Consider the following 25,995-nt stretch of genomic DNA (forward strand, 5'->3'; position numbering starts at 1 on the left):
ATCGTCACGGGGGCCTCGGCTGCAAGGGCTGACTTGCGGCCCCGTCCTAGAGACACGGCGGCGAAGCGTCAAGCAAGGCGCGGGCGTCGCGAGGCATGTCGAAAGCTTTGCGAGCGGCTGGCCCATTGCCGGCCATGAGCGCGTGCTTTCTGGTGAACGCTCACAACTCCGCCTCGCCAGACAACAGGTCAGCCATGCCCAACTCCATCACTGTCCGCCCGGTCACGCGCCAGGATTTCGAGCAATGGCTGCCGCTGTGGGACGGCTATAACGCGTTTTACGGGCGCTCGGGCGAGACGGCGCTGGCAAGCGAGATCACCGCCATGACATGGTCGCGCTTCTTCGACGCCTATGAGCCGGTGCATGCGCTGGTTGCCGAAAGCGAAGGCCAGCTTGTCGGCCTTGTCCATTACCTCTTTCACCGCAGCACCACGGCGATCGCGCCGAACTGCTACCTGCAGGATCTTTTCACCGACGAGACCTTGCGCGGCAAAGGCATCGGCCGGGCTCTCATCGAGGGCGTCTACGAGCGGGCGCAAGCGGCCGGTTCGGGCCGGGTGTACTGGCTGACGCACGAGACCAATCACACCGCCATGAAGCTCTACGACAGGATCGGCGAGCGCTCGGGGTTCGTCGTCTACCGCAAGCTGTTCTGACACGGCCGCCAACGAAAACGGGGCCCGACAAGGGCCCCGCTCGCGAGCAACATCATTCATCTTAGCCCTTCGGCGCGGCCGGCGCCGGCTTGACCTTGGGGGTTTCCTGCGCCGTGTTGGACTCGATCGGCGGCAGGCCCTTCATCAGCTTCTGCTGCAAGGCGGCAAGCACGTCGGGATCCGGCTTCAGGTCGCGCGCCTGGTTCCACTGGAAGGTGGCCTCCAGCTTGCGGCCGACGCGCCAATAGGCGTCGCCGAGATGGTCGTTCAGCACCGGATCTTCCGGCTTCAGCGACACCGCGCGTTCCATTTCGCGGACCGCGTCATCGTACCTGCCGAGGCGGAAATAGGCCCAACCCAGCGAGTCGACGATATAACCGTCGCTCGGCCTGAGATCAACGGCCTTCTGGATCATCGCCAGGCCTTCCTTCAGGTTCATATTCATGTCGACCCAGGAATAGCCGAGATAGTTCAGCACCTGCGGCTGGTCGGGCTGCAATTCCAACGCCTTGCGGAAATTCGGCTCGGCCTTCGGCCATTCCTTCAGCCGCTCATAGGCGATGCCGCGCTGGTAGAAGATATTCCAGTTGGCGGCGGTCGGCGTCTTCAGCGCCTCGACGGCCTTGTCGTAGAGATTGGCGGCGGAACGGAAATCCTCCTTCGACGAATAGACCCCACCAAGCGCCAGATAGGCGCGCATGTCGTTGGGATGCGCATCGACGAAGGCCTTCAGATGCGTGATCGCCTCGTCATGGCGATCGAGATCGGCAAGGTTGAGGCCAAGCTGTAGGTCCGAAAGCTCCTTCAGCGGCGAGGTATCCGGTATCCGCCGGTAAAGCGCGATGGCCCCCTCGCCGTCCTTCAGCTGTTCGGAAACGGCGGCAAGCTGCACCAGGGCGGCATCGCTGTCGGGCTTCAGCGCCAGCGCATATTGCAGATAGAGCCTGACGAAAGGCTCACCGCCGCCGCGATTGAGCGCGGTCGCCAGATCGAGCAGTATCTCGGAGGCTCCGTCGGATGGACCGGCAACGAAGGGCGGGATCTTGTCGCCCTTGCTGATCCTGTCGCGCAAGGCGACGATTTCCAGCTTGCCCGGCGAAAACGCCTCGGCCTGGTCGAGCACCGATACCGCCTTGGCCGTGTCGCCCTTGCGGGCCAGGAACGAGGCATAGGCCTGCGCATTGCGCATCCAGGTTTCGGGAGCCGCACTGCCGGCGGCGGTGTCCTGCATGGTCGCGGCGTAGATCGCGTCGGCCTTCTCAGGCATATTGGACGCGTCGGCGATCAGCGCGCGGTGGAAGGATTTGAACAGGCCGAACCAGTCCGGCCCCTGCAGCTTGTCGATGGATGCCATCGCCTCGCTGGGGTCGCCGGCGCCCTCTTGGGCCCAGCCGGACATGACGCCGGAGATCAGCCGGTCGAGATCGGATTCTAGCGACAGCTTCAGCCAATACTGCGCCTTGGAAAAATCCTTCTTGTGGAAGGAATCGACCGCCAGCGCCAGGCGCGAGAACCGTTCGACGTCGGGAACTTCCTTGAGCTTGTCGGCATAGACAAGGGATTCGTCGAAGCGGCCTTGCGCGATCAGCGACAGCATCAGGCTCTGTTGGAGGCCGGTGTCGCTCGGATCGAAGGCCAGGGCCTGCTTGTAATAGGCGATGGCGTTGTCGAGGTCGTTGTCACCCTCGGCGATCCGGGCAGCCAGATAGGCTCCCGAGAAGGATGTGATCTTCACCGGTTCGGTGGTCTGCTTGGCATAGGCCGGCAGCGCCGAAATCGCCATGCCCGTCACAAGTGCCAGCCTTGTCAGCCAGCGCGCACGTCCCTGCTGCATCGTATCCCTTTCAGCCAGGCGCCATCTCCGCGTCAGCGGGATCGACGTAGATTCGATCTTTCGGAGAAAAGCATGGCCTTTTTGGGGTCACGCTTCAATCCGCCTCGAATTCACAATCGGGTCACCCGATTAACAAACCATGCCGGCAAAGAACGGTTTTCAGCCCGAAACCGGCGCATCGGCGTCAGGAGTTGCCGGCAGGCGGGGCGCCGCAGGCGTGCACCGTGATATCCACCCGACGCCACCGGGCTGCACAGGCCGTTCCATTCGCAGCCTTGGCAGGCCCGGCGCATAAGGCCGACAGGGAAAGCCTGTCGCATCCGCGCCAGCTATTTCGCCTTGCCGCGCGGGAGCGCCATCAGCGTGGCGGCGCCAAGCGCCGACTTGAGCAGGCCGCCAAGGACGAACGGCAGGAACCCGAAGGCGACAGCCTTCTCGGCGCCGATGATGACGGCGAGCCACGCCGTGCCAAGGGCAAGGCACAGCAGGTTGCCGAGCAGCATGGCGACGAAGGCAAGCACGACCCTGCCGCCGTTCCAGCCGCGCTCCGCCAGCCAGCCGACCAGCGCGCCGACAACCGGGAAGGCGAAGAGATAGCCGCCCGTCGGTCCGACGAAATGCTGTACGCCGGCAGCCCCGCCGGCCAGAACCGGGAAGCCGACCGCACCCTCGATCAGCCAGGCGGCGATGGTGATCGCGCCCAGCCGCCAGCCATAGAGCGCGCCGACCAGCGTCACGGCGAAGGTCTGCATCGTCACAGGAACCGGCACCATCGGCACCTCGATATAGGAGGACAGCGCCAGGAACAGGGTGCCGAGCACGACGGCGCCCGCCTGCCAGCCGAGCGATCGCTCCTTAAGCCGGAGCGGGCTGAAGGACGGTTTTGCGGACGAGAACGCGATGTCGGTCATAGGGACTCCCTTGGTCGGTCCAAAATTATAGATAATTTCTGCCTTCGATCTATTATCGAAGCCACAATTTTTGGACGATGGCAAGGCATGCCTTGCGCATGGGCGGTTAGCCGACGATCGCGAAGGCCTCTCGCGTGGTGCCGGAGGCGGTCCTGACCGGCTTGCGGCCAATCCATTGCACGTGCCGCCCCAATGTGGCCGCGGCCGATTCGGTGTTCCCCTGCCGCAAGGCGGCCAATATCGCCCGGTGGTCCTGATCGGTGCGGGTCTCCCATTCCGAGCGCCATGCGGCGAACAGGAAACGGGCGCTTGCGGCGTGCAGGTCATCGATGGTGGCGAGAAGACGCGACATGCCGCATGGCGCCAGGATCAACCGGTGAAAGGCGCGGTTGGCTTCTTCCCACGACCTGACGTCCCGGGATTTGTCGCCGGCCTTGGTGGCCTCCTCGGCCCGATCGAGAATAGCCGAGGTCAGATGCGGCGCCGCGTGGCGCAGCGCCAGAACTTCGAGCGCCGCCCGCATTTCGGCGACCTCCTTGACTTCGCCGAGGTCGAAAGCCGCCACGCGCACGCCGCGGCGCGGTTCGCTGACGGCGAGGCCTTGCGCCTCGAGGCGGCGAAAGGCCTCGCGCACGGGAACATGGCTGGTGTGGAATTCCTCGGCCACGTGATCCTGCCGCAGCCGCGCGCCGGGTTCGATCGCGCCCGAGATGATGCGATCCGCCAGAACCTTGCCGATGCGCACCGCGATGGTGTCGTCCGTGCCCTTTGCCATGTTTTATAGATAATTTGCAGCCGGGCAGCTTGTCGAGGCGGCGGAGACGGATTCACGGATTTCTCCCCAGCACGAGCCAAAGGAGGGCTGCGTGAAGGGCAGCGGCTCAGTTCACTCGGCTGATGCAGAAATCGATGACGTCGATCAGCGCCGATTTCTGCGGCGTCGCCTCCAGCGGCGCCAGCGCGTCGCGGGCGATCTCGCCGAAATGACGGGCACGCCCGATCGTGTCGGCGATCGCGCCGTGGTGGGTCATCAGCCCGATCGCCTTTTCGAGGCCGGCGTCATCGGTGACATTGTCCTCGATGGCCCGCTTCCAGAAGGTGCGCTCGGCCTTGCTGCCGCGCCGGTAGGCGAGAATGACCGGCAGCGTAACCTTGCCCTCGCGAAAATCGTCGCCGACATTCTTGCCCAGATCCTTGCTGGTGCCGCCATAGTCCAGCGCATCGTCGATCAGTTGGAAGGCAAGCCCGAGGTTCATGCCGTAGGAGCGCAAGGCGGCGCGGTCGTTACGCGTCGCCTGGGCGATGACGGGGCCGACCTCGGCGGCAGCCGAGAACAAGGCCGCGGTCTTGGCCTTGATAACGGCGAAATGCTCGTCCTCGGTGGTCTCCAGGTTCTTGGCGGCGGCAAGCTGCATGACCTCGCCCTCGGCGATGATCGAGGCCGCGCTCGACAGGATGTCGAGCGCCTCCAGCGAACCGACATCGACCATCATGCGGAATGCCTGGCCGAGCAGGAAGTCGCCGACCAGCACGCTCGCCTGGTTGCCCCAGATCATGCGGGCCGTCTTCTTGCCGCGTCGCATGCCGCTCTCGTCGACGACGTCGTCGTGGAGCAGCGTCGCGGTGTGCATGAACTCGACCGATGTGGCGAGCTTGACGTGGCCCTCGCCGGCATAACCGAACATCTGTGCGGCGGCGAGCGTCAGCATTGGCCTGAGCCGCTTGCCGCCCGACGAGATCAGGTGGTTGGCGACCTCCGGGATCATCTCGACATCGGATCCGGCCTTCGACAGGATCAATTCGTTGACGCGCCCCATGTCGGCCGCCGTCAGGTCGATCAGATCCTTGATGGAGGCGGGTTCCCGCTTTCCATTTTCGATGTTGAGAACGACACCCACGACAAACTCTCCCGTCTGATGTAACGCGTGCGACGGCACCCTTGGTTCCGTTACGGACTCTAGGGCGGCGAACGCGGCCACGGCAAGTGGCGAATTGGCGCGGCTACTCTGGTTTCGGGCCCCGCATGCGTTTACATGAACGCGGCAAACTGAGAGTTTCGTCCGATGATAGAGCTCATTCGCACCAACGACGCCGTCATCATCTCCTTCGTCGAATCGCTGATGCGCGATGCCGGCATCGGCTGCTTCGTGGCCGACCAGAATATGAGCGTACTCGACGGCTCGCTCGGCATCCTGCCGCGGCGCATCATGGTCGACGCCGACAAGGCCGATGCCGCGCGGCGCATCCTGACGGATGCCGGCATCGCCAACGAGATCCGCCAAAAATAATGTCCGCCGCGCCAGCCGACCTCGTCCCGGACACGCCGGCCCACACCGTCGACGCCTTCCATCGCGGCCGGTTCTGGCTGGTGCAGCCCAAGCATGGCGGCCATCGCGCCGGCATGGACGCCATGATGCTGGCGGCTGCCGTGCCATCCTCGTTCGGCGGGCGTCTCGCCGATTTCGGCGCCGGCGCCGGCGCCGCGGCACTTGCCGTTCTGGCGCGCTGCCCGACGGCCCGGGCCGTGCTGGTCGAACGCGCGCCGGAAATGGCGGCTTTCGCCGCGGCCACGCTCGCGCATCCCGGCAACGCGCATCTCGCCGACCGCGCTTGCGTGCTCGTCGCCAATGTCGCGCTTTCGGGCCGCGCCAGGACGGCGGCCGGCCTCGGCGACAATGATTTCGATTTCGTCATCATGAATCCGCCCTTCAACGCCGCGCAGGACCGCGCCACGCCCGAGCGCTTGAGAAAGGAAGCGCATGTCATGGAGGACGGGCTGTTAGAGGGCTGGATCCGCAGTGCCGCAGCGGTGGTCAGGCCGCGCGGCGGGCTTGCCGTCATCGCGCGGCCCGAGCAACTCGGTTCGCTTCTCGATGCGATCGCGGGCCGCTTCGGCGACGCCGAGATGCTGGCCGTGCATCCCCGCCCCGATGCCGCGGCGATCCGCATCATCGTCAGGGCAACGCTCGGAGCGCGCGGCAAGCTCGCCATCCGGCCGCCTTTGATGCTGCACGCGCAGACGGGCGACGGTCCGTCGGAACGGACCGAGATGATCAACAACGGCCTTGCCTCCTTGTTCGGGGATTGAACACAACCTCGCCGCGATGGCCGCGGCATTGCCGTTGGCCTTGAAATTCCTACATGCTGGCAACCCATCGAGCGGAGATCGACCTCAGTGAAACGCCTTTTCAACCGCCTGCTGCCGAAATCCTGGCGTTCCACGGTCGTCACCATTCCGGTTATCCGGTTGCACGGCACCATCCTGGCGGGCGGCGGCCCGTTCCGTCCGAGCCTGTCGCTTGCCTCCACCGCCGGGCTGATCGAAAAGGCGTTTTCCTTCGACGCGCCTGCGATCGCCATCTCCATCAATTCGCCCGGCGGCTCGCCGGTGCAGTCGCGGCTAATCTTCAAGCGTATCCGCGACCTGGCGATCGAGAAGAACAGAAAGGTGCTGGTCTTCGTCGAGGACGTCGCTGCCTCGGGCGGCTACATGATCGCGGTTGCCGGCGACGAAATCTTCGCCGATCCATCGTCCATCGTCGGCTCGATCGGCGTGGTGTCGGCCTCGTTCGGCTTCCCGGAGCTGATGAAGAAGATCGGCGTCGAGCGCCGCGTCCACACGGCGGGGCAGAACAAGTCGGTGCTCGATCCGTTCAAGCCCGAGAAGAAGGAAGACATCGAACGGCTGAAGGCGCTGCAGCTCGACGTGCACGAAACCTTCATCGATCTGGTCAAGGAGCGGCGCGGCACCAGGCTCAAGGACGATCCCGACCTGTTCACGGGCCTATTCTGGACCGGCAAGCGGGGCCTGGAGCTTGGGCTTGTCGATGCGCTCGGCGACATGCGGTCCGTGCTCAAGACGCGGTTCGGGGCGAAAACCCAACTCAAGCTGATCTCGGCGCCGCGCGGTTTGTTCGGCCGCTTCGGGCTGTTCGGCTCGAGCAAGGGCTTTTCGGCGCCCGACATTGCCGCCGCTGCCACCGGCGGCGTGATCGATGCGGCGCAAGAGCGCGCCTTGTGGGCGCGCTTCGGGCTTTGAAAACCCGGTAAAACCGTCTACCATGGACCCCGAAGTTCCATGCATGTCGTTTTTCTCCGGGAACCGCCTTTGGACGACATGCGCCAACCGACCCGACCGGCCGCCCTTCGCCGGCCCAGCGTGGGAGGAGTTTTGATATGCCGCAGATCATTTTCTTCGCCGTCGTCGGGATCGCCGCCTATTTTGGCTACCGCACCTTTATCCGCGAGGCCGAGCGCGTGACCGCCAAGGTGCGGCGCACCGAAAAGCAGACGGCAAACGGCGCGATGGGGACGCTGGTGAAGGATCCGAAGACCGGCGAGTACCGGCTGGCCAAGGACTGATCCTCATTTCACTCGCAATCGAGAGCCTGGAATCCGGCCAGCGCGTCCGGATGTGGCCGGCGCCCGCCAAGATAAACCTTGCCCTGCACGTCACCGGCAGGCGCGATGACGGCTACCATCTGATCGAAAGCCTGGCGGTGTTCACGCGCTTTGGCGACAGGATCGAGATCGCGCTTGCCGAGCGAGACGATTTCAGCGTGTCCGGCCGCTACGCTCCGGATGTTCCCCTCGACGACAGCAATCTGGTGCTCAGGGCGCGCGACGCGCTGCGGCAGGCGGCCGGTCCTCGCGGCACGCCCCCGGTCTCGATCAAGCTTGAAAAGAACCTGCCGGTCGCTTCCGGCGTCGGCGGCGGATCGAGCGATGCGGCAGCGGTTCTGCGCGGGCTTGCGGCGAGCTGGCGACTCGACATCGACGATACCGCGCTGGCGCGGATCGGGCTTTCGCTCGGCGCCGACGTTCCCATGTGCCTGTCGGCCAGGCCGCTGATTGCACGCGGCATCGGCGAGGTGCTGTCGATCGTGCCTGATTTCTCGGCGCTCGGACTGGTGCTGGTCAATCCCGGCAAGGCGGTCTCGACGGCCGAGGTGTTCAACACGCTGTCGCGCCGCGACAATGAAGCGCTGCCGCCGCTGCCGCGCGTGGTCGACTTCCACGGCCTGCGCAACTGGCTGGAGATCACCCGCAACGACCTCGAGCCGGCGGCCCGCGCCATAGAGCCCGCGATCGGCAAGGCGCTTTCGGTGCTGAACAAGGCCGGAGCCGGCTTTGCCCGCATGTCGGGTTCCGGCGCTACCTGCTTCGGCCTGTTCGAGACCGGCAACGTCGCCAAGCGCGCGGCAGCCGACATCCGCGCCCGGCAACCCGACTGGTTCGTCGCCGCGACGCGCAGCATGACCGCGGAGGCAGACGCCCATGGCCAGGATTGACGAGAGCCGCTCCTTCATTCCGGTCCGCATTGCGGTGCTGACCGTTTCCGACACGCGCGGCCTTGCCGATGACAAGTCCGGCCAGACGCTGGCCGACCGCATCGCGGAAGCCGGTCACATCCTCGCCGCCCGCGACATCGTCACCGACGACCGCGACAAGATCCAGGACAAGGTTCTGGCGTGGTCGCGTGACAAGGACATCGACGTCGTCATCACCACCGGCGGCACCGGCTTCACCGGGCGCGACGTGACGCCGGACGCGCTGGAGCCGATCTTCGAAAAGCGCATGGACGGCTTTTCCGAGGTGTTCCACCGCATTTCCTACGACAAGATCGGCACCTCGACGATCCAGAGCCGGGCGACCGGCGGCGTCGTCAACGCCACCTTCGTCTTCGTGCTGCCGGGCTCGCCCGGCGCCTGCAAGGATGCCTGGGACGGCATCTTGAAGGCGCAGCTCGATTACCGGCACATGCCCTGCAACTTCGTCGAGATCATGCCGCGCCTGGACGAGCACCTGCGGCGCGGCATGTCGGCTCCGTAAAACGGAGGCAAGGCGCCGGGTTCACGCCGCTCTTGCCAGGCAGAACACCACCTTCGCCTTCGAAAGACCATTCCAAACCGGATGCGGGAGGACGTATCGTCTCGCGGCGGCCATCGCCGTTGACGACGGGATGGATGCGATGACTGTGCATGGTGGCGGGTGCCATTGCGGCAACATACGCCTTCGATTTTCAACCGAGCTCGATCCATCGAAAATCGAGGTCCGCGCCTGCCAGTGCTCGTTCTGTACCAGGCATGGTTCGCGCGCCGTCGCCGATCCGGACGGCAGGCTGATCATCTCAGTCAAGGACGTCCGGCGATTGAAGAAATACCGTTTTGGATTGGGGACGGCCGACTACCTGATCTGCGGCGAATGCGGCGTCTATACCGCCGCAATCGCCGGAGAGGACGATGCCAGGGCAATCGTCATCATCAACGCCCTGGACGATCAACGGTCGTTCAGTCAGGAACCGATCCCTGTCGACTACGACGCGGAAAGCAAGGCACAGCGTCAAGCCAGACGTCGCCTTCGCTGGATGCCTGTGGAGATGCGTTTTGGCGAATGACCGGCTCGCCGTGGAAACGTCGGCGCCAGGGCCGCGAGACGCCGAAACCACTTCCATCATCAGCCGCGGCCTGCGCGCCGGCACCCGCGTGATCGGAGCTAGCTGCGCGTCACATGTGCAACGCACGTAGACAGAGCAGCTGCAAAATCATTTGGATGGGCGGTGCTCTTGTTTTGCCGGAGCGACCCAGATTTCGGCATCCAGCCGCTTGGTCGCCAGGCCGCGAGCGAGGGCCTCGGCGCTGCCGGCTTTTTTCGACAAGGACGCGGCCTGGCGCTTGCTGATCAGCAGCCCGTCGGCCAAGGCCCGGTTTCCCGAGAATATCCGGGCCAGGAATGGCGCGCGGCCGGCGCGTGTGCGTGAAAACCGCGCCGCCATGGTTTGCTTCGCGGTGTGCGCAACGACCTCGTCGATCCATCCATCGACCAGTCGCGCGCCCGGTTCCAGCAGCAACAGCCAATCGCCCTTCGCATGCCGGATGGCCGCCGCGACCCCGTCGGTCACATACTGGCACCCGGCATGCTCGGCGACGCGATGGGTCTGGTCGGTGGAACCGGTGTCGCAGACGATGACCTCGCGCACCACGCCCTCGACCGCGCCGCCGATCAGCGTCGCCAGCGTGCGGGCGAGGCCCTCCTCGTCATTGTGGGTCTCGATGAGAACGGTGAGCATCGTTTGCCGAATAGCGGAAAGCGGAACGCAGCGCCAGTTTTTGCGGCGCACCATAAAAAGTTCTTGCTTTGTTCTCGTTCGGTAAATAGGATTAAATTCATGAGCAGAGCGATTCGAAGCAACATGGACAGTCCCTGGGAGCGGGCGAAGATGGAACCGATCATGCGCGCCGACATTGCCGCCTTCGGAGCAGGACGAGCCGAGATGGCCAACGCGATGATCGAGCAGAGCGGCATGCGCGTGCGTCCGGACCGCAACCGCGGCCGGTCGGCAGGCATCAACCCGTCCGGTCGGTTCGAGCCCGTCAGCCGGCATGTCTTCGACGATGGCTGGAACTCACTGGAGGAACTGCCTCCCTTCAAGACCGAGGTGCAGGTCGAGAAGCCGCGCACCATCATTACCCGCAATGAATCGCCCGACATCTCCTTCGACCGCTCGATCAATCCCTATCGGGGCTGCGAGCATGGCTGCGTCTACTGCTTTGCGCGGCCTACGCATAGTTTCATGGGCCTGTCGCCGGGGCTGGATTTCGAATCCAAGCTGTTCGCCAAGCCGGACGCGGCGCGCCTGCTCGACAAGGAACTGTCGAAGGACGGTTACCAGCCGAGGACCATCGCCATCGGCACCAATACCGATCCCTACCAGCCGATCGAAAAACAGTACCGGATCATGCGCGAGATCCTCGAAGTGCTGGAGGCGCGCGGGCACCCGGTCGGCATCGTCACCAAATCCGCTCTGGTGACGCGCGATATCGACATCTTGTCACGCATGGCCGAACGGGGCCTCGCCAAAGTGGCGTTGTCGGTGACGACGCTCGACCGCATGCTGGCGCGCACCATGGAGCCACGCGCCTCGACGCCGAGCAAGCGGCTGGAGGCGATCAGGCAGCTTGCGGATGCCGGCATCCCTGCTTCGGTGATGGTGGCACCGATCATCCCCGGGCTGACCGACCAGGAGATGGAACGCATCCTCGATTCGGCGCACCATGCCGGCGCACGCGAGGCGGGCTATGTCGTGCTGCGCCTGCCGCTCGAGGTCAGCCCGATCTTCAAGGACTGGCTGTTGCGCCACTATCCCGACCGCTATCGCCATGTGATGTCGCTGATCCGCTCGATGCGCGAGGGCAAGGATTACGATTCGGAATGGGGCAAGCGCATGAAGGGCGCGGGTCCTTACGCCTGGCAGATCGGCCGGCGCTTCGAGATCACCGCCAAGCGGCTCGGTCTCAATGCCGAGCGGCGCACGCTGCGGACCGACCAGTTCGTCGCCGCCGGCAAGGACCAGGAGCAGTTGATGCTGCTTTGAACGACCACGGCTGTTTGCCGCCGTGGCGAAAAATCCCGTCCGGCCTGCCCCGGCCTGCAGACGGTGCCCTCCCGGTCCGGCGCCCCACCCGACCCGGAGGGACTTGCGGAGAATCAGAGCCGATGCGAACCTCGCCGCAACATGGCTCGCGCGCGTTCTGATTCTCCGCCTCTCTTCGAAATCGTCGAGAAACCCGATTTCTCCTTCGAGACGAAGGCGATGGCCGAAGGCCTGTGGCCAGTGGCGGGGATGGACGAGGCCGGACGCGGCCCGCTGGCCGGACCGGTGGTGGCGGCTGCGGTTGTGCTCGACCCCGCCAACATCCCCGACGGCCTCGACGATTCCAAACGGCTCAGCCACTTGCAGCGCGAGGCGCTGTTCGTGCGCATCATCGGCTCCGCGCTTGGCGTGTCGATGGCTTCGGTCAGCGCCGAGGGCATTGACGGCAGCAACATCCTCAAGGCGAGCCTGGAGGCGATGCGCCGTGCGGTCGCCGGCCTGCCGGTGCGGCCGAAGCTCGCGCTCGCCGATGGGCGCGACGTGCCGCCGGGCCTGCCTTGCGCGGGGCGCGCGCTGATCAAGGGCGACCAGCGCTCGCAATCCATCGCCGCCGCCTCGATCGTCGCCAAGGTGATGCGCGACCGCATGATGTGCGGCTGCGGCAGCCATCACCAGCACTACGGCTTCGAAGTGCATATGGGCTACGCCACGGTCCGCCATCGCACCGCGATCGAGACGCACGGGCCGGTGGCGCGGCTGCACCGTGTGTCCTTCGCGCCGTTCAGGCTTGAGGGTGCCGAGGTGGAAGAAGAAAACTTCGCGGGGTTGGAGTGAGCCGGCAGCGTGGGGGAGATGTCCGGCAGGACAGAGGGAGGCGCGAAAGATCGCTACCTTCCAGAACTACCTCTACTCACGCAGAAGTCGCAAGGCAGCGCAGGCATTGTCTGACAGGCTGGCGGGACAGCGCCCCCCTCTGCCCTGCCGGGCATCTCCCCCACGAGGGGGGAGATTGGCAGCTTCAGCGCTTCGCCCCGTTCTCCAACAAAAAAGCCGCCAGGTTGCCCAGGCGGCTTTGATTGTTCTGCGTCGGTCAAGGCTCAGTTCAGCTTCGCCTTAACATCCTGCAGCGAGGCCTTGAACAAATCGGCTCCCACCTTGGCGTCGATCTTGCCGGCGAGCAGCGTGCGAGCGGCTTCGACGGCGATGTCGACGGCGCTGGCGCGCACTTCGCCGATCGCCTCGCGCTCGGCCTGGCCGATCTTCTGTTCGGCGAGAGCGGTGCGCCGCGCGACGTAGTCCTCGGTCTTCTTATGCGCCTCGGCGGCGAGCAGTTCGGCTTCGCGCTTGGCCGCGGCGACGATGTCTGCGGCCTCCTGCTCGGCTTCGTTGCGCTTGCGCTGGTATTGGCCAAGCAGTTGCTGGGCCTCCTCGCGCAGCCTGCGCGCCTCGTCGAGCTCGCTGCTGATCCTGGCGGCGCGGGCATCGAGCGCCTTGGCGATCAGGCGGGGCACCTTGATGTAGATGGCGATGGCCAAAAAGATGACCAGGGCGATCGTGGCCCAGAGCGTTGCAAGAGATGTGGCGTCCATGATGCGCTCCTCACCCGGCCACGGATTTGACCGCGGCCGCGATCTCGGCCTTGCTGGCCTTGCCGCCGACCAGCGCCTCGACGATCGCCGAGGCAGTGTCCTCGGCGATGCTGCCGACTTCCTTCATGGCGTTGGCCTTGATGGAAGAAATGCGCGCCTCGGCCTCGCCGAGCTTCTCGTCGAGCGCAGCCTCGATCTTTTTACGCGCGGTCTCGGCTTCCGCCTTGGCCGCGTCATTGGCCTGCTGGCCGATGGCGTTGGCGTTCTTCTTGGCTTCCGCCAATTCCTGCTCGTAGGCAGCAACGGCAGCGTCGGCCTCGCCCTTCAACTTCGCGGCCTGATCGAGATCCTGGCTGATGCGATCGTTGCGGACATCGATGATGCCGCCGACGCGCGGCACCACCACCCTCTTCAGGAAGAGGTAGAAGAGCCCGAACGTGATCGCCAGCCAAAGAAGCTGCGACGGAAACGTCGCCGGATCGAATGGCGGAAACATGCCATGCGCTTCGGCAGGCACGCTGGTGCCGGAATGCGTGTCGCCTTCCGTCGCAGCGTGGCCTGCCTCGGTGGCAGGCGCGGACTCTTGCGCAAAGGCAGATGTCACGAACATGGACTATCCCCTGATATCAGACCCGCCGCTCTCGCGGCCGGCCTGTCCAATCTTCCCATAGCTTCGCCAAATAACGGCTCAGCCAAACAGGGGCTCAGCCGAACAGGGCCAGCAGCGCGATGAGAAGCGAGAAGATGCCCAGAGCTTCGGTAACGGCGAAGCCGAAGATCAGGCGGCCGAACTGGCCATCGGCGGCCGACGGGTTGCGCAGCGCGCCCGAGAGGTAGCTGCCGAAGATGTTGCCGAGGCCAATGCCCGCGCCGCCCATGCCGAGGCAAGCGATGCCGGCGCCGATGTACTTTGCTGCTTCTACGTCCATTTGTTCAACTCCTTTGGATCTGAAATTCCGTTGCGATTCCATTCCGGCGGCAATGTTGGAAACTCTTGCGCCGGAAACTTTTGATTAGTGCCCCGGGTGCAGGGCGTCGTTGAGGTACATGCAGGTCAGCACCGCGAAGACGTAGGCCTGAAGGAAGGCGACCAGCAGTTCGAGCGCCGTCAACGCCACGGCCATCGCCAGCGGCAGAACCGAGCCAGCGACGCCGACCGCGCCCAGCGCCGAGAGGCTGACGACGAAGCCGGAGAAGACCTTCAGCGTGATGTGCCCGGCGAGCATGTTGGCGAACAGACGAACCGAGAGGCTGACGGGGCGCGAGACGAAGGAGATCACTTCGATCAGCACCACCAGCGGTAGCAGGAACACCGGCACGCCTTGCGGCACGAACAGCTTGAGGAAACCAAGGCCGTGCTTGCCGAAACCGTAGACGATCACGGTGCCGATAACCAAGACGGCGAGGCCGAAGGTGACGATGATGTGGCTGGTGACGGTGAAGAAATACGGGAACAGGCCAAGCAGGTTGGCGACCAGCACGAACATGAACAGGGAAAAGACGAAGGGAAAGAACTTCATGCCCTGCGTGCCGGCGGCGTCGCGCAACATGTTGCCGACGAATTCATAGGCCATTTCGGAGATCGATTGCAGCCGGCCGGGAACGAGGCTGCGGCTCGACGTCGTCAGAAACAGGAATGCCGCGGCGACGACCACGGTCGCGACCATGAACAGCGCCGAATTGGTAAAGGACAAGTCGTAGCCGCCGATATCGATCGGTATCAGCTTGTTGATATGGAACTGGTGGATCGGATCGACCTTGTCAGCTGCCACGTTCAAACCCCGTCAGTGCCGCATGCGGCCTTGTTACCATGCCGCCCGTCGAAAGGCGGCTATTTCCAACTGCCGCCTGAACGGCGGTCACTTGCTGTCGTCGCGGCCAGAGCGCGATTTGTCGCCCTGTCCGAATTCCGCCACAACGCCTGCCGAACGCATGACATTGAGCACGCCCGCGCCAAAACCAAGCAGCAGAAACACGATCAGACCCCATGGCGATGTCCCCGCCAGACGGTCGATGATCCAGCCGATGGCGGCACCGACCACCACCCCGGCGATGAACTCGCTGGACAGCTTGAGTGCCTGACCGTACCCGGTCACTGGTTTCGCGTCTTTCCCCTCGAGCCGGTCCGGCCGTCTTGTCGCAAGCGATGCTTCAAGTTCACGCCGGCGGCGCTCAAGTTCGTCGTCGCGGATGGCGGCTTCGTGCTGCTTGCCGCGGCCGGTTTCTCCGGTTCCGCCTGGCCCAGTTTCGTCGGCCATCGCAACCCCCCTGCCCGGGCAGACCGTCACCGTCCGTCCGCTTCTAAAGTCGCCGGCAACATAGTTAGAGGGTTTGCGCCCGTCAAGCCACGGGCGGAAGTTCCTTACCATGTATTTTATACAATGAAATCAACGCAGTAGCGAGGTGCGACATCGTGCCCGCCATGGCGGCGCGGACGCCTTGCGCGAATCCCCCGCGCGACGGCTCTTCGCCAGGCCGCGCAGCCGTGCGAAAATATCGGCGGCTATCGGGCGTTCAGCTCCAGCCGCCGCCATAGGTGCGGTAGAAGATATGCAGGCCGATCTTGGTCATCTTCTGCATCGTGCGCGCCCAGCCCGGATGGACGTAATTGGCATAATAGTGGGTCGACGAACCGACTTCGGGAATGAAGACCTTGCCGGCGGTCACCGCCATGCCGACATCCTGCGCGGTCTTGTAGGCGACCGGGTTGTCGATGCGCTTCTTCCTGCCGTCGCAGGCGAAGGAGAACTGGCAACGGTTGAACCAGCTATCGTTCTGGTAGACGACGCCGCAGATCGAATTGGGATAGGCGGGATTGCGGACGCGGTTGAGGATGACCTGGGCTACGGCGGCCTGGCCGCGCACGGATTCGCCCCGCGCCTCGAAATAGATGCCGTTGGCGAGGCATTTCTGCTCGGGCTTGGAGAAGACACTCGCCGGAAGCGGATTCTGGATCCACGAATGGTCGCCCTTGGCCATCGGCGGGATGAAACGGCCGCTGTTGGGCTCCTCGTCCTGGAGCAGGGCCTCGAAGGGCGACGCCTTGGCATAATCGGGCGCGGCCTGGGCATAGGCCGTCGCCAGCACATCCGGGTGGTCATTGTTGACCAGGGCGGCGAGCATGGGCGACACGCCGGGATCCGGCTTCTTGTCCTCACGCGCATGGAATGCCGCGGCAATCTGGATTTCCTTGCCTTTGATCCGGGGTTTGGCGAAAGCCATCTTCAACCCGCTGTCCATGCTGGGACGCAGCAGGGACGAGGTGCGCTCGAAGATCGAGCCGGCGTTGAAGTTCTTCGGCGGGGCGACGGGAGAGATCTGGACGATGCGCCCCTTCTTGTCGGCGCGCACGATGCGGTCCTCGTCGGGCGAGTTGCTGACCTTGCCGCCCTCGCCGCGAAAGGAGACGGCGCCGACGCCGGGCAGGCGCACCCCCGACCCGGAGAGCGAACCCGTCACAGCGTCGTCGGCAAACGGCATCTCGGCCGCATGGACCGATCCGGCGACGGATTTCTCGACATAGGAATTCCAGCGGGTGGGCGCCTCGAGGCCGGAAACGAGGCTCGTCATATCCTGGTAGGCGGAAACGGTCGGAAATCCGATCCAGATGCCGAGGCCGACGATGAAAGGCGCCACAAGGCTGCGTTTCTTCTCACCGGCGACGGCAACAAGGCGCGTCAAGACACGTCGATGCACGGAACTCTCTCCAGGAACGCTACTGACCCCACTGGAGAGCAAAATGATGCATTAACCTTGATGGGACGTTAACAGCTTCGATCGGGTTTTCCCGGTCTGCTCAGGGCTCGTGGTTGCGAAGTGGGGCGGTTTTGCGGCGGGACGGACACGCAGGCCCGGCCGCAGGAAGATGGGCCACGCGATCAACGCGCACGCCGCGGCCGACAACCAGACGCCGGGCCAGGACCAGAGATGCAAGAGCCCGGGGATGGCCACCGGCACCAGGAAGAAGCCGATGAAAACGAAGCTGTTGGCCAGGCTGAGCGCGGTGCCGACATGGCCGGCGCCGGCAAGCGTGGCAAGCTCGGTGTAGGCGACGCCATGCCAGGCGGAGACCAGGATGCCTGCGACAATCAGCATCACGGGAACCATCACGACGGGCTGGCCGCCTGATAGGGTCGGGCCGGGCAGGACCAGCAGCCAAAGCAGCGTGAAGGCAAGCGCGCTGAGCGCACTGCACAGGCGCAGGAACGGCCGGCGGTTGCCGTGGCGGTCGGTGAAGCGGCCGCTCCAGACGCGCATCGCCATGGCGCCGGCCTGCACGGCGGCGAGGCTTGCGCTGGTGGCCAGGGTTCCCATGCCTGCGAAGTCGTGCAGGAAGACCGATGCGAAGGTGAGTACGGCCACTTGCGGAAAGCACAGCAGGCCGATGGCTGTCGCGATGCGCCAGACCTCGCCATTGCGCAGCGGCGGCGGCCCGGCAAAAACGGTGGACGCGACCGAATTCTGCGTCGGCGGTTCATGGAGCCAGCGCCAGGCGAAGAAGGCTGAGATCACGGAGAAGACGGCGAGCAGGCCATAGACCGCCGCGAAGCCATGCGTGGCGGCGAGCGAGGGCAGGACAAGAGCGCCCAGCCCGCCGCCAAGCGGCACCGCCGTCTGCCGGATGCTCATGGCGAAGCCGCGCTCGCCTTCGCGAAACCAGCCCATGATGGCGCGGCCACTCGAACCATTGACGCTGCCGCCGAGCAGGCCGGTGACGAGCAAGGCGGCCGCCAGGACATGTACGCCCGGCACGCCGGACGGGGATGGAACGATGAGCAACGCCATCAGGAACAGCCACGCCGCCGTGGCGCCAAGCCCGGTCAAAAGCACACGGCGGTCACCCCAGCGATCGGTGAGCATGCCCCAGGGCAGTTCGCTGAGCGCAACGCCCAGACCGAGAAGGCCAAGCGCCAGGCCGAGCTGAGCATTGCCGAGATGATAGCCCTGCCGCATCAGCACCGCGGTTGCCGGTATGCCGGAGAAAGTAGCGGAAAAACCGGCATTGGCGGCGACGCCGATACCCAGCACCTTCCAGCGGTGGTTGGGCGTGAAGGTCCTTGAGCCGGAGCCTGCGGCTCGTGGCGCCGACTGACAATCGGTGCGGGTGACGATGGCGGACATGGTTTCATTCCCGTTTGCGGCCCGGTGACCGGCCTTGACGGTGCATGTCTATCGCCATAGCTTTGTCCATAAAATCAGGAAGTTTTTGATCAAAAATCCTAAAAAACGGGATTATCATGCGACGCGTGACATTCGACCTCGACGTCCTCAGGAGCTTCGTCACCGGGATGGAGCTTGGCAGCTTCGCCAAGGCGGCCGACCGGCTTGGCCGTTCGACCTCGGCGGTCAGCGCGCAGCTGAAGAAACTGGAGGAGCAGGCGGCGACGCCGATCTTCCGCAAGTCGGGACGCGGGCTGGCGCTGACGGAAGCCGGCGAGACCATGCTCGGCTATGCGCGGCGGCTGGTCGACCTCAATGACGAGGCGGCTTCCGCCATCCATGACGTCGAGCTGGAAGGCTGGGTACGGCTCGGCCTGCAGGAGGATTTTGGCGAGGCGGTGCTGCCCGACGTGCTCGGCCGCTTCGCCCGTGCCCACCCCAAAGTCAAGATCGAAGCCCGCATCGCGCGTAGCCATGAGCTCGCGGAGCGGATCATCTCGGGCAACCTGGACATCGCGCTTGCCTGGCACAGCGGCGCGACGCTGCCTTACAGCCAGCATGTCGCCGACGTACAGATGCGCTGGATCGGCCCGGCAAAGCGCATCGAGACCAACCTGCGCCATGGCGAGCCGCTGCCACTGGTGGCGCTGGAAGCACCTTGCCTGTTGCGCACGGTGGCGACCGAAACGCTCGACCGCGCCGGCCTGCCCTGGCGCATGGCCTTCTCCAGCCCGAGCTTGGGCGGCATCTGGGCCGCCGTCGCCGCGGGGCTGGGGCTGACGATCCGCACCGACATCGGCCTGCCGGCCAGCGTCAACGCGATGACGCCGGAGATCGCCGGGCTGCCGGCCCTGCCGAGGATGGCGCTGCACCTGCATCGGAAAGACGCGGAGCTCGATCCGGTAGCGGCGCGGCTGGGCGATATTCTGCTGCAGTCGGCTTTCGAGGCGCTGCCTGAGAGTGCGCAGGTGAACACGACCGTAAAAGATGCCGCCTAACTGCTGAGCAAGGCGATCTGACGGACCCGAGCTGGTCCACCGCCCACATGCAGGAGAGATCTAGGACGAAGGATAGGCCGCGATCCTTCGCGCGCCCGTCCTGCCGGACCTCTCCCACGAGGGGGGAGATTGGCAGCCTCGCCGAAGGCGCCATTCCTGCAATGTTGGCGTTTGGCGAAAGCCGGCGCGACATCCGATCTCCCCCCAAGTGGGGAGATGCTCGGCAGGGCAGAGGGGGGCGCTGTCCCGCCGGCATTTTGGATTTCCTCACCGCACCGATGCGCCGGCTTCAGCGCTTCCTGGCCCTGCCGGCAAAGGGGTTGTCGGATGTGCGCAGCGCCATGCGGATCGGCACGCCGGGCATGTCGAAGGCTTCGCGCAGGCTGTTGGTGAGATAGCGGACATAGGATTGCGGCATCGCGTCCGGTCGCGAGCACTGGACAACAAAACCCGGCGGGCGCGTCTTGGCCTGCGTGACATATTTGATCTTCAGCCTGCGACCGGCAACCGCGGGCGGCGGATGATGCGCAAGAATGCCTTCGAGCCAGCGATTGAGCCTGCCGGTCGAGACGCGGCTGTTCCAGACCTTGTGGGTGCGGATGACGGCGTCCATGAGCTTGTCGAGGCCGCGCCCGGTCTCGGCCGAAACCGTCACCGCCTGCATGCCGCGCGCCTGCGGCAAAAGCCGTTCGGTTTTCTCGCGCAGTTCGGCCAAGAGTTCCTGCGGATTGTCGATCAGGTCCCATTTGTTGAAGGCGATCACCGGCGCGCGGCCCTCGCGGATGATCAGGTCGGCGATCTGAAGATCCTGCTTCTCGAAGGGGATGGTGGCGTCGAGCACGATGATGACGATCTCGGCGAAACGGATGGCGCGCAGGCCGTCCTGCACCGACATGACCTCGAGCTTTTCATGGACCCTGGCCTTGCGACGCATGCCGGCGGTGTCGAACAGCTTTATGCGGCGGCCGCGCCAGTCCCAATCGACCGAGATGGAATCGCGGGTGATGCCGGCTTCCGGTCCGGTCAAAAGCCGCTCCTCGCCGATCAGCGCATTGATCAGCGTCGACTTGCCGGCATTGGGGCGGCCGACCACGGCGATACGCATCGGCTTGGTGTCGTCATAGGCCGGCACCTCCTCGGCGTCGGGATCGGCGATGTCCTCGCCGATCAGCACCTCGCTGGAGGCGATCTCCTCGTCGTCGTCCTCATCCTCGCCAAAGGCCCTCGCCTCGCCAAGGGCGGCGATCACCGCATCGCGCAGGTCGGGCATGCCCTGGCCGTGTTCGGCCGAGACCGGGACCGGCTCGCCAAGCCCGAGCTCCCAGGCCTCCAGCATGCCGCCCTGGGCACCCTTGGCCTCGGCCTTGTTGGCGACCAGCACGACCGGCTTGCCGGATTTGCGCACGATCTCGGCAAAGGTCCGGTCGTCCGGCAACAGGCCGGATTTGGCGTCGACGGTGAAGAAGATCAGGTCGGCTTCACGGATAGCGATCTCGGTCTGCGCGCGCATGCGGCCGGGCAGTGTCGAGGCGCCGGCGTCCTCGAAACCCGCAGTGTCGATGACGTCGAAATGCAGGTCATAAAGTTTTGCCGCATGGACGCGGCGATCGCGGGTGACGCCTGGCGTGTCGTCGACGAGCGCCAGCTTCCTTCCCACCAGCCGATTGAAAAGAGTCGATTTGCCGACGTTAGGCCGGCCGATGATGGCGACTTTGAAGCTCATATGTCACGACGCGTTGCCCGAGCCGCGGATCAGCTCGGACATCAGGGTCGCCCGTTCCCGGGTGTTGCGCGGGGCACCGTCATCGGCGGCGATCTGGTCGAACAGCTTCAGCGCGTCCTGGGTCTTGCCTTCCTTCCAGGCGGCGAGGCCAAGCGCCTCGCGCGCGGTGTGGCGCAGCGTGTTTGTGTCCGAGGTCAGGGCCTCGACGCGGCTCGACACATCGGCGAAGGAGCCGTGATCGACCAGCAGCAGCGCGGCCCTCAGCCGCGCCATGTCGCGAATGCCCTGGGGAATGGCGGCGTCGGCGGCCACCTCGTCGAAATCCTTGACGGCGGCATCGACGTCGCCCTTGTCGGCCTTGACGGTGGCAGCGCGCATGCGGGCGAGCAGCGGATAGGCGCCGTAGCCATCCTTCTCCAATTGATCGAGCGCGGCTAGCGCCTCGTCATTCTTGCCGTCATTGGCCAGCTTCAACGCCTGCGAGAAGGCATCGCCCGAACGGTTGGCGCGGGTCTCGTCCCAGTAGCGATAGCCGACGAAGGCGGCGGTGCCGAGCACGACCAGCACCGCGACCACAAGCAGGGCCGGGCCGAAACGGTCCCACAGCTTCTGCGCCTGTTCGCGACGGATCTCGTCGTTGACTTCACGGATAAAACTGTCGTCGGACATCAATAAAACCATTCCTGCCCCGGGACGGGGCGTTCGCGAGCCCGCGTTTTAGCGAAATTTTGTCGGCATGGAAGGGGTTCGACCGGAAAATCACCCATTCGCGGGGCAAACGGACGAAAAGCCCACCGCACCCACGCCACATTTGCGCTATAGCGGGGCCGAAATCGTTCGGGGCCAGTAGCAGTTGCCAATATCCTTTTCGTCTCGCGTTGCCGCGTTCTGTCTCGCTTCGCTTGCCACGGCCGGTGCGGCTTTCGCCGATCCACCCGGCTCGCGGGCGCCCTTGCCGGCAAGGCCGAAGCAGGTCGTCATCATCTCCTTCGACAGCGCCCGCGACATCTCGCAATGGAAGCGCAGCCGGGCGCTGGCGCAGCGCACTGGCGCGCATTTCACCTATTTTCTGTCCTGCGTCTTCCTGCTGTCGCCGGAAACACGCAACCAATACACCGCGCCGGGCAAGACATCGGGCAAGTCCAACATCGGCTTTGCCGCGTCCAAACAGGAAGTGGCCGATCGGCTCGAACAGATCGGGCTTGCCGCACATGAAGGCCACGACATCGCCAGCCACGCCTGCGGCCATTTCGACGGCAAGGACTGGAGCAAGGCCGACTGGCTGAAGGAATTCGGTGCCTTCGAGCACATTCTCGAGAACGCCTATGCGATCAACGGGATTGCGCCCGAGCCCGATGGCTGGCGCGATTTCGCCCGGCACGCGGTGGTCGGCTTCCGCGCGCCCTATCTTTCGACGGGCAAGGCACTCTACGAGGCGCTGCCCGCCGCCGGTTACCGGTTCGACGCCAGCGGCGTCTCGCGCGGTCCTGTTCAGCCGCCGACCGCCGGCGGCATCACCCGCTTTTCACTGCCGCAGATTCCGGAGGGACCGAAATCGCGGCCGGTGATCGCCATGGACTACAATCTCTATGTCAGGCATTCCGGCGGCTTCGAGCGGCCGAGCGGCGCGGCGGAATTCGCCGACCGGACCTATCAGGCGTTTCGCGCCGCCTTCGACGCGCAGTATCAGGGCAAACGCGTTCCGCTGGAACTCGGCTTCCACTTCACGCTGATGAATGACGGCGCCTACTGGAACGCGCTGGAGCGTTTTGCCGGCGAGGTCTGCGTCAAATCAGACGTCGAATGCATCAGTTTTCGCGATTATATCTCGCGGCAGGGTGCTGGCCAGAAGCAGGTTTCGGTCGGCGGCTGAGCCGCCAACCCGTTTCGCACCCAGGTCTTCCCTGACTTAAGCGGGATCCTCGGCGCCTTGCCGTGCCAGATAGCGTTGGTCGATTTCCGGCAGCGGCTCGCCCTGCAGCGTCGCCTCGAAGGCGCGCAGGCGCTTATGCACCGATTGCAGCTCGACGATGGTCGACCAGGAGGTGAGCAGGAACTGCAAAGAACCCGTGACCTTGCCGAAAGCGTTCGAAATCTGGTTCAGCGCGCCGAACGTTATCTTATGGGCGACCAGCGACGGCCCCAGAATCAGCAGCGAGAAAATATTGTCGGCCTGCAGGTACGTGTACCGGACGACATTGAAATAGATGTAGTGGAAATAGAGCCGGAAATAATTGTGGCGGACGTTGGCGAACAGCGCGGCGGTGGTGGCGGGCTGGGCCCGGTCGGCATGATCCTCGCCGTAAACGAGCTCCTTGCGGTAGGCCGCCTCCACGCGCTGGTTGCGGAACTGCAGCCCTGGAAGCTTCATGCCGGCAATCATGACCGAAATCGTTCCGAACAGACACCAGGCCAGTGCCGCGACCACCAATGGCTGGGGGATCGCGCCGATGATCGGCAACTCGGTTATATGGGCCTGCAACTGGATCATGACCGGCAGGAAGGCGATCAGCGTCATGATCGACTGGACGAAGCTGGAACCCAGATCTTCCATGATCTGGGAAAACCGCATCGTGTCCTCCTGGATACGTTGCGAGGCGCCCTCGATATGGCGCAGCCTGCCCCAGTTCTCGACGAAATAGTTGTTCATCGCCGTGCGCCAGCGGAAGATCCAGTGGCTGACGATGAAGGCGTTGACCACCTGCACGTTCATGCCGACCAGAGCAAGCCACGAGAAATCGGCCAGTCCTATGTAGAATTCGGCGTTGGTCGACTTTCCGGTGCCCGACATCAGCCCCTGCACATAGTCGAAGAAAGGGCCGTACCAGGCGTTGACGGCAACGCTGACCTGCACATTGAAATAGATGAAGAACAGGATGACCGCCGTCATCAGGATCGACCAGCGTTGCCACGGATGCGGAGAATACCAGCTCCAGAAAGCGTAGAAGGCCAACACACAAAACGCGAAGTAGATGTAGAACCAGAGAAACGGCTTCGAGACCAGGACGGCGATGCCGATAATGGGTGGCGCACCGGCTGCTGCCGGCGGCAGGCCGAAGACGGCGCCCAGCTGCTCACCCCCGAAAAACCAGAACAGGATCGCCGCAAGGCTCCAGACGGCGGCCGAAGAGAAAAACAGCTTCGGCTGCGGGAAGAAGGATACGAACACTGTGGCGAATTCCTCGATTTTTGCGCAAATCAGCTGAGTTCAGCGGGCATAAAGTCACACATTAGGGGGAAAGAAAATGCCCATGCCCGATGCCCGGCACCGAGCAAACCCACAATCATGGCGATTTTGGCGCGGCCGACCATGTGATGACGCCGGAGGCGACCAGAACGGCCGCGGCGGCGATCGAGGCAAGGAAGAAATCGCCCGACGCCTGCGCCAGGAGCCCGGCGGCTATCGGGCCGATGATCTGGCCAAGACCGAACGAAGCCGTCATCAAGGCGAAGGTCCGCCGGGGAGCCTGTGGCGCCAGTTGCCGCGCGGTCTGCAGGCCGAGCGCGGTGATGGCGATGAACGTGCCGCCAACGAGCAGGCCGCCGAGCAGCGGCCCGGTGCGCCCGCCTACCGCGACGCTTGCGACTATGCCGACGACCTCGACGAAACATCCCAGCGCATAGGTCGTGTAAAGGCCGATCCGTGCCGATATCTTCTGCCAGAGCCAGACCGAGGGAAAACCGGCGAGACCGGTGACCATCCAGACCACCGCCTCGAACACGCGTCCGCCGCCGCCTTGCCGGACAATGGCGACCAGGAAGGTCGCCGTCACCACGTAGCCGAAGCCGAACAAGCCGTAAGCGACGATCACCTTGGTCAGCGAGCGGTCTTTCGGCAGCGCCGGCTCGCGGCCGGTATCGCCGCTGGCCAACGGCCCGCTGTCCACCAACAGCGCCACGACGACGAAGCCACAAGCCGAGATCGCCGCCGACCACAGCCAGCCCGCCGCCCAGCCGGCATGGTCGCTGACCAGGGCCGCCATCAGCACCGAGGACACGGCGATGCCGAGGCCGACGCCGCCGAAATGCCACGCCTGCAGATCGCTGCGGCCGGCCGCGGCAAGATGGCTGAAAACAATGCTGGCCAGGAACACCATGACGAAGGCGCTGGCCAGGCCGGCCAGAAAGCGGATGACAAGAAAGGCGGGGATCGTATCCGACAGCCCCATCAGCGCGGCAAGCAGAGCGCTGGCGCCCAGACCTGTCAGCATCAGCAGGCGCTCGCGCCCATGCGCCCAACCGCCCGCCGCGGCAAAGGCGCCGGCGAGGTAGCCGAGATAATTGGCTGACGCGATCCAGCCCGCATCGGCCGCCGACAGATGGAGTTCTTCCATCATGCCCGGCAGGATCGGCGTGTAGACGAAACGACCAATGCCCATGGCGACAGCCATGGCGATCATGCCGGCGAAAGCGAACCGCAGCGCTGTTGAGGTAGCGGATGTCATCGCGGTGCACAATAAGTCCGTGGACCGGCGACACAACGCGCTTGCGTTGGGCCAGGCGCCGGGCCGTAAGCACCAATCAGCGGCAGCCCGCTTGCGCCGTCTCGTGGGCAGTGCGACGCGCCGTCAGCCGGAACGGCATGTCGCCGAGCTCGCGCTCCGACATGGCGCTCAGCACGGGGTGCGACAGCGGATCGGTCAGCCATGCGACCGTTTCGCCACCGCAAGGCGGCTCGTGCACAGGGAAGAATATCTTGAGCGACGCGAACAGCCTTAACATCTCAGCCTCCGCAGGCCTGTCTTGGGGA

29 protein-coding genes are annotated in these 25,995 nt (G+C 64.8%); 12 read left to right on the forward strand and 17 right to left on the reverse strand.

Features of this window, described 5'->3' with window-relative positions:
- The first annotated feature begins 194 nt into the window (after window positions 1-194).
- Window positions 195-656 carry a GNAT family N-acetyltransferase gene (locus LB566_RS04210; RefSeq protein ID WP_224623347.1) on the forward strand — a complete coding sequence of 154 codons (462 nt, stop codon included), beginning with the start codon at window positions 195-197 and terminating at the stop codon, window positions 654-656.
- A gap of 61 nt (window positions 657-717) precedes the next feature.
- On the opposite strand, the gene LB566_RS04215 is transcribed toward LB566_RS04210, so the two are convergent.
- The 4 genes from LB566_RS04215 to LB566_RS04230 form a co-directional block, all read right to left on the reverse strand.
- Window positions 718-2,490, reverse strand: a complete 1,773-nt coding sequence (locus LB566_RS04215) for a tetratricopeptide repeat protein (protein ID WP_140551080.1) — start codon at window positions 2,488-2,490, stop codon at window positions 718-720.
- 329 nt (window positions 2,491-2,819) lie between these two features.
- Window positions 2,820-3,401: a biotin transporter BioY gene (locus LB566_RS04220; protein WP_224623349.1), complete on the reverse strand. Its 582-nt coding sequence runs from the start codon at window positions 3,399-3,401 to the stop codon at window positions 2,820-2,822.
- 106 nt (window positions 3,402-3,507) lie between these two features.
- A complete protein-coding gene (locus LB566_RS04225) occupies window positions 3,508-4,176 on the reverse strand; it encodes a GntR family transcriptional regulator (RefSeq protein WP_140551082.1) in 669 nt (222 codons plus the stop codon).
- Between the two features lie 106 nt (window positions 4,177-4,282).
- Complete coding sequence (locus LB566_RS04230; protein ID WP_140514769.1) at window positions 4,283-5,299, reverse strand: polyprenyl synthetase family protein; 1,017 nt, start codon at window positions 5,297-5,299, stop codon at window positions 4,283-4,285.
- Between the two features lie 165 nt (window positions 5,300-5,464).
- Between LB566_RS04230 and LB566_RS04235 the strand changes: the two genes are divergently transcribed.
- The 7 genes from LB566_RS04235 to LB566_RS04265 all read left to right on the forward strand — a co-directional run bounded on the left by LB566_RS04235 (window position 5,465) and on the right by LB566_RS04265 (window position 9,798).
- A complete protein-coding gene (locus LB566_RS04235; RefSeq protein WP_224623351.1) occupies window positions 5,465-5,689 on the forward strand; it encodes a DUF2007 domain-containing protein in 225 nt (74 codons plus the stop codon).
- On the forward strand, window positions 5,689-6,489 hold the full coding sequence (locus LB566_RS04240; RefSeq protein WP_224623352.1) for a methyltransferase: 801 nt from the start codon (window positions 5,689-5,691) through the stop codon (window positions 6,487-6,489). The genes LB566_RS04235 and LB566_RS04240 overlap by 1 nt, the downstream gene beginning before the upstream one ends.
- Before the next feature lie 87 nt (window positions 6,490-6,576).
- A complete protein-coding gene (locus LB566_RS04245; RefSeq protein WP_224623354.1) occupies window positions 6,577-7,440 on the forward strand; it encodes a S49 family peptidase in 864 nt (287 codons plus the stop codon).
- A 137-nt stretch (window positions 7,441-7,577) separates the two neighbouring features.
- Window positions 7,578-7,763 carry a hypothetical protein gene (locus LB566_RS04250; protein WP_140497980.1) on the forward strand — a complete coding sequence of 62 codons (186 nt, stop codon included), beginning with the start codon at window positions 7,578-7,580 and terminating at the stop codon, window positions 7,761-7,763.
- 50 nt (window positions 7,764-7,813) lie between these two features.
- Complete coding sequence (locus LB566_RS04255; RefSeq protein WP_224623355.1) at window positions 7,814-8,692, forward strand: 4-(cytidine 5'-diphospho)-2-C-methyl-D-erythritol kinase; 879 nt, start codon at window positions 7,814-7,816, stop codon at window positions 8,690-8,692.
- Window positions 8,679-9,233 carry a molybdenum cofactor biosynthesis protein B gene (gene moaB / locus LB566_RS04260; RefSeq protein WP_224623356.1) on the forward strand — a complete coding sequence of 185 codons (555 nt, stop codon included), beginning with the start codon at window positions 8,679-8,681 and terminating at the stop codon, window positions 9,231-9,233. The genes LB566_RS04255 and moaB overlap by 14 nt, the downstream gene beginning before the upstream one ends.
- Window positions 9,234-9,552: 319 nt before the next feature.
- The gene (locus LB566_RS04265) at window positions 9,553-9,798 is read left to right on the forward strand and encodes a hypothetical protein (RefSeq protein ID WP_224623358.1); all 246 of its coding nucleotides are present in this window, start codon (window positions 9,553-9,555) and stop codon (window positions 9,796-9,798) included.
- A gap of 147 nt (window positions 9,799-9,945) precedes the next feature.
- Here LB566_RS04265 and LB566_RS04270 read toward each other — a convergent pair whose 3' ends face one another.
- On the reverse strand, window positions 9,946-10,470 hold the full coding sequence (locus tag LB566_RS04270) for a glycosyltransferase (protein ID WP_224623360.1): 525 nt from the start codon (window positions 10,468-10,470) through the stop codon (window positions 9,946-9,948).
- Between the two features lie 150 nt (window positions 10,471-10,620).
- On the opposite strand from LB566_RS04270, the gene LB566_RS04275 reads away from it, so the two are divergent.
- The gene (locus LB566_RS04275) at window positions 10,621-11,775 is read left to right on the forward strand and encodes a PA0069 family radical SAM protein (RefSeq protein WP_140551310.1); all 1,155 of its coding nucleotides are present in this window, start codon (window positions 10,621-10,623) and stop codon (window positions 11,773-11,775) included.
- A gap of 141 nt (window positions 11,776-11,916) precedes the next feature.
- Window positions 11,917-12,609, forward strand: a complete 693-nt coding sequence (locus LB566_RS04280; RefSeq protein ID WP_224623362.1) for a ribonuclease HII — start codon at window positions 11,917-11,919, stop codon at window positions 12,607-12,609.
- 263 nt (window positions 12,610-12,872) lie between these two features.
- On the opposite strand, the gene LB566_RS04285 is transcribed toward LB566_RS04280, so the two are convergent.
- The 7 genes from LB566_RS04285 to LB566_RS04315 all read right to left on the reverse strand — a co-directional run bounded on the left by LB566_RS04285 (window position 12,873) and on the right by LB566_RS04315 (window position 18,485).
- On the reverse strand, window positions 12,873-13,364 hold the full coding sequence (locus tag LB566_RS04285) for a F0F1 ATP synthase subunit B (RefSeq protein ID WP_224623364.1): 492 nt from the start codon (window positions 13,362-13,364) through the stop codon (window positions 12,873-12,875).
- Window positions 13,365-13,374: 10 nt separating this feature from the next.
- Window positions 13,375-13,974 (reverse strand): F0F1 ATP synthase subunit B, encoded by a 600-nt coding sequence (locus LB566_RS04290; RefSeq protein ID WP_140497966.1) that lies wholly within the window; start codon window positions 13,972-13,974, stop codon window positions 13,375-13,377.
- 94 nt (window positions 13,975-14,068) lie between these two features.
- A complete protein-coding gene (locus LB566_RS04295) occupies window positions 14,069-14,293 on the reverse strand; it encodes a F0F1 ATP synthase subunit C (protein WP_140497964.1) in 225 nt (74 codons plus the stop codon).
- Window positions 14,294-14,377: 84 nt separating this feature from the next.
- On the reverse strand, window positions 14,378-15,136 hold the full coding sequence (locus LB566_RS04300) for a F0F1 ATP synthase subunit A (protein ID WP_140497962.1): 759 nt from the start codon (window positions 15,134-15,136) through the stop codon (window positions 14,378-14,380).
- Window positions 15,137-15,223: 87 nt separating this feature from the next.
- Window positions 15,224-15,622: an AtpZ/AtpI family protein gene (locus LB566_RS04305; RefSeq protein ID WP_140498124.1), complete on the reverse strand. Its 399-nt coding sequence runs from the start codon at window positions 15,620-15,622 to the stop codon at window positions 15,224-15,226.
- A gap of 256 nt (window positions 15,623-15,878) precedes the next feature.
- Window positions 15,879-17,060: a cell wall hydrolase gene (locus LB566_RS04310; RefSeq protein ID WP_224623366.1), complete on the reverse strand. Its 1,182-nt coding sequence runs from the start codon at window positions 17,058-17,060 to the stop codon at window positions 15,879-15,881.
- Window positions 17,061-17,111: 51 nt separating this feature from the next.
- A complete protein-coding gene (locus LB566_RS04315; protein WP_224623367.1) occupies window positions 17,112-18,485 on the reverse strand; it encodes an MFS transporter in 1,374 nt (457 codons plus the stop codon).
- A 116-nt stretch (window positions 18,486-18,601) separates the two neighbouring features.
- Between LB566_RS04315 and LB566_RS04320 the strand changes: the two genes are divergently transcribed.
- On the forward strand, window positions 18,602-19,522 hold the full coding sequence (locus LB566_RS04320) for a LysR substrate-binding domain-containing protein (protein ID WP_224623369.1): 921 nt from the start codon (window positions 18,602-18,604) through the stop codon (window positions 19,520-19,522).
- A 289-nt stretch (window positions 19,523-19,811) separates the two neighbouring features.
- Here LB566_RS04320 and der read toward each other — a convergent pair whose 3' ends face one another.
- Together der and LB566_RS04330 are read right to left on the reverse strand one after the other, a co-directional pair.
- Window positions 19,812-21,245, reverse strand: a complete 1,434-nt coding sequence (gene der / locus LB566_RS04325) for a ribosome biogenesis GTPase Der (RefSeq protein WP_224623370.1) — start codon at window positions 21,243-21,245, stop codon at window positions 19,812-19,814.
- A 3-nt stretch (window positions 21,246-21,248) separates the two neighbouring features.
- On the reverse strand, window positions 21,249-21,914 hold the full coding sequence (locus tag LB566_RS04330) for a tetratricopeptide repeat protein (RefSeq protein ID WP_140551096.1): 666 nt from the start codon (window positions 21,912-21,914) through the stop codon (window positions 21,249-21,251).
- 190 nt (window positions 21,915-22,104) lie between these two features.
- Between LB566_RS04330 and LB566_RS04335 the strand changes: the two genes are divergently transcribed.
- A complete protein-coding gene (locus LB566_RS04335; protein ID WP_224623634.1) occupies window positions 22,105-23,118 on the forward strand; it encodes a polysaccharide deacetylase family protein in 1,014 nt (337 codons plus the stop codon).
- Window positions 23,119-23,154: 36 nt separating this feature from the next.
- Here the strand turns inward: LB566_RS04335 and sbmA are convergent, their stop codons facing one another.
- The 3 genes from sbmA to LB566_RS04350 form a co-directional block, all read right to left on the reverse strand.
- The gene (gene sbmA / locus LB566_RS04340; protein WP_140551098.1) at window positions 23,155-24,414 is read right to left on the reverse strand and encodes a peptide antibiotic transporter SbmA; all 1,260 of its coding nucleotides are present in this window, start codon (window positions 24,412-24,414) and stop codon (window positions 23,155-23,157) included.
- A gap of 115 nt (window positions 24,415-24,529) precedes the next feature.
- Window positions 24,530-25,690 carry a YbfB/YjiJ family MFS transporter gene (locus LB566_RS04345; protein ID WP_140551099.1) on the reverse strand — a complete coding sequence of 387 codons (1,161 nt, stop codon included), beginning with the start codon at window positions 25,688-25,690 and terminating at the stop codon, window positions 24,530-24,532.
- Window positions 25,691-25,766: 76 nt separating this feature from the next.
- On the reverse strand, window positions 25,767-25,967 hold the full coding sequence (locus LB566_RS04350) for a hypothetical protein (protein ID WP_224623372.1): 201 nt from the start codon (window positions 25,965-25,967) through the stop codon (window positions 25,767-25,769).
- Window positions 25,968-25,995: the final 28 nt, after the last annotated feature.

It is taken from the genome of Mesorhizobium sp. CA13 (assembly GCF_020165235.1).
Taxonomy (GTDB): Bacteria; Pseudomonadota; Alphaproteobacteria; order Rhizobiales; family Rhizobiaceae; genus Mesorhizobium.

What these genes read in the sequence shown, in the direction of transcription:
- LB566_RS04270 (WP_224623360.1), bottom strand. Translation starts at nt 10,470, where the DNA reads ATGCTCACCGTTCTCATCGAGACCCACAATGACGAGGAGGGCCTCGCC.
- LB566_RS04285 (WP_224623364.1), bottom strand. Translation starts at nt 13,364, where the DNA reads ATGGACGCCACATCTCTTGCAACGCTCTGGGCCACGATCGCCCTGGTC.
- moaB (WP_224623356.1), top strand. Translation starts at nt 8,679, where the DNA reads ATGGCCAGGATTGACGAGAGCCGCTCCTTCATTCCGGTCCGCATTGCG.
- LB566_RS04350 (WP_224623372.1), bottom strand. Translation starts at nt 25,967, where the DNA reads ATGTTAAGGCTGTTCGCGTCGCTCAAGATATTCTTCCCTGTGCACGAG.
- LB566_RS04305 (WP_140498124.1), bottom strand. Translation starts at nt 15,622, where the DNA reads ATGGCCGACGAAACTGGGCCAGGCGGAACCGGAGAAACCGGCCGCGGC.
- LB566_RS04345 (WP_140551099.1), bottom strand. Translation starts at nt 25,690, where the DNA reads ATGACATCCGCTACCTCAACAGCGCTGCGGTTCGCTTTCGCCGGCATG.
- LB566_RS04250 (WP_140497980.1), top strand. Translation starts at nt 7,578, where the DNA reads ATGCCGCAGATCATTTTCTTCGCCGTCGTCGGGATCGCCGCCTATTTT.
- LB566_RS04255 (WP_224623355.1), top strand. Translation starts at nt 7,814, where the DNA reads ATGTGGCCGGCGCCCGCCAAGATAAACCTTGCCCTGCACGTCACCGGC.
- LB566_RS04275 (WP_140551310.1), top strand. Translation starts at nt 10,621, where the DNA reads ATGGAACCGATCATGCGCGCCGACATTGCCGCCTTCGGAGCAGGACGA.
- LB566_RS04215 (WP_140551080.1), bottom strand. Translation starts at nt 2,490, where the DNA reads ATGCAGCAGGGACGTGCGCGCTGGCTGACAAGGCTGGCACTTGTGACG.
- LB566_RS04240 (WP_224623352.1), top strand. Translation starts at nt 5,689, where the DNA reads ATGTCCGCCGCGCCAGCCGACCTCGTCCCGGACACGCCGGCCCACACC.
- der (WP_224623370.1), bottom strand. Translation starts at nt 21,245, where the DNA reads ATGAGCTTCAAAGTCGCCATCATCGGCCGGCCTAACGTCGGCAAATCG.
- LB566_RS04295 (WP_140497964.1), bottom strand. Translation starts at nt 14,293, where the DNA reads ATGGACGTAGAAGCAGCAAAGTACATCGGCGCCGGCATCGCTTGCCTC.
- LB566_RS04330 (WP_140551096.1), bottom strand. Translation starts at nt 21,914, where the DNA reads ATGTCCGACGACAGTTTTATCCGTGAAGTCAACGACGAGATCCGTCGC.
- LB566_RS04225 (WP_140551082.1), bottom strand. Translation starts at nt 4,176, where the DNA reads ATGGCAAAGGGCACGGACGACACCATCGCGGTGCGCATCGGCAAGGTT.
- LB566_RS04210 (WP_224623347.1), top strand. Translation starts at nt 195, where the DNA reads ATGCCCAACTCCATCACTGTCCGCCCGGTCACGCGCCAGGATTTCGAG.
- LB566_RS04235 (WP_224623351.1), top strand. Translation starts at nt 5,465, where the DNA reads ATGATAGAGCTCATTCGCACCAACGACGCCGTCATCATCTCCTTCGTC.
- LB566_RS04280 (WP_224623362.1), top strand. Translation starts at nt 11,917, where the DNA reads ATGGCTCGCGCGCGTTCTGATTCTCCGCCTCTCTTCGAAATCGTCGAG.
- LB566_RS04290 (WP_140497966.1), bottom strand. Translation starts at nt 13,974, where the DNA reads ATGTTCGTGACATCTGCCTTTGCGCAAGAGTCCGCGCCTGCCACCGAG.
- LB566_RS04320 (WP_224623369.1), top strand. Translation starts at nt 18,602, where the DNA reads ATGCGACGCGTGACATTCGACCTCGACGTCCTCAGGAGCTTCGTCACC.
- LB566_RS04220 (WP_224623349.1), bottom strand. Translation starts at nt 3,401, where the DNA reads ATGACCGACATCGCGTTCTCGTCCGCAAAACCGTCCTTCAGCCCGCTC.
- LB566_RS04315 (WP_224623367.1), bottom strand. Translation starts at nt 18,485, where the DNA reads ATGTCCGCCATCGTCACCCGCACCGATTGTCAGTCGGCGCCACGAGCC.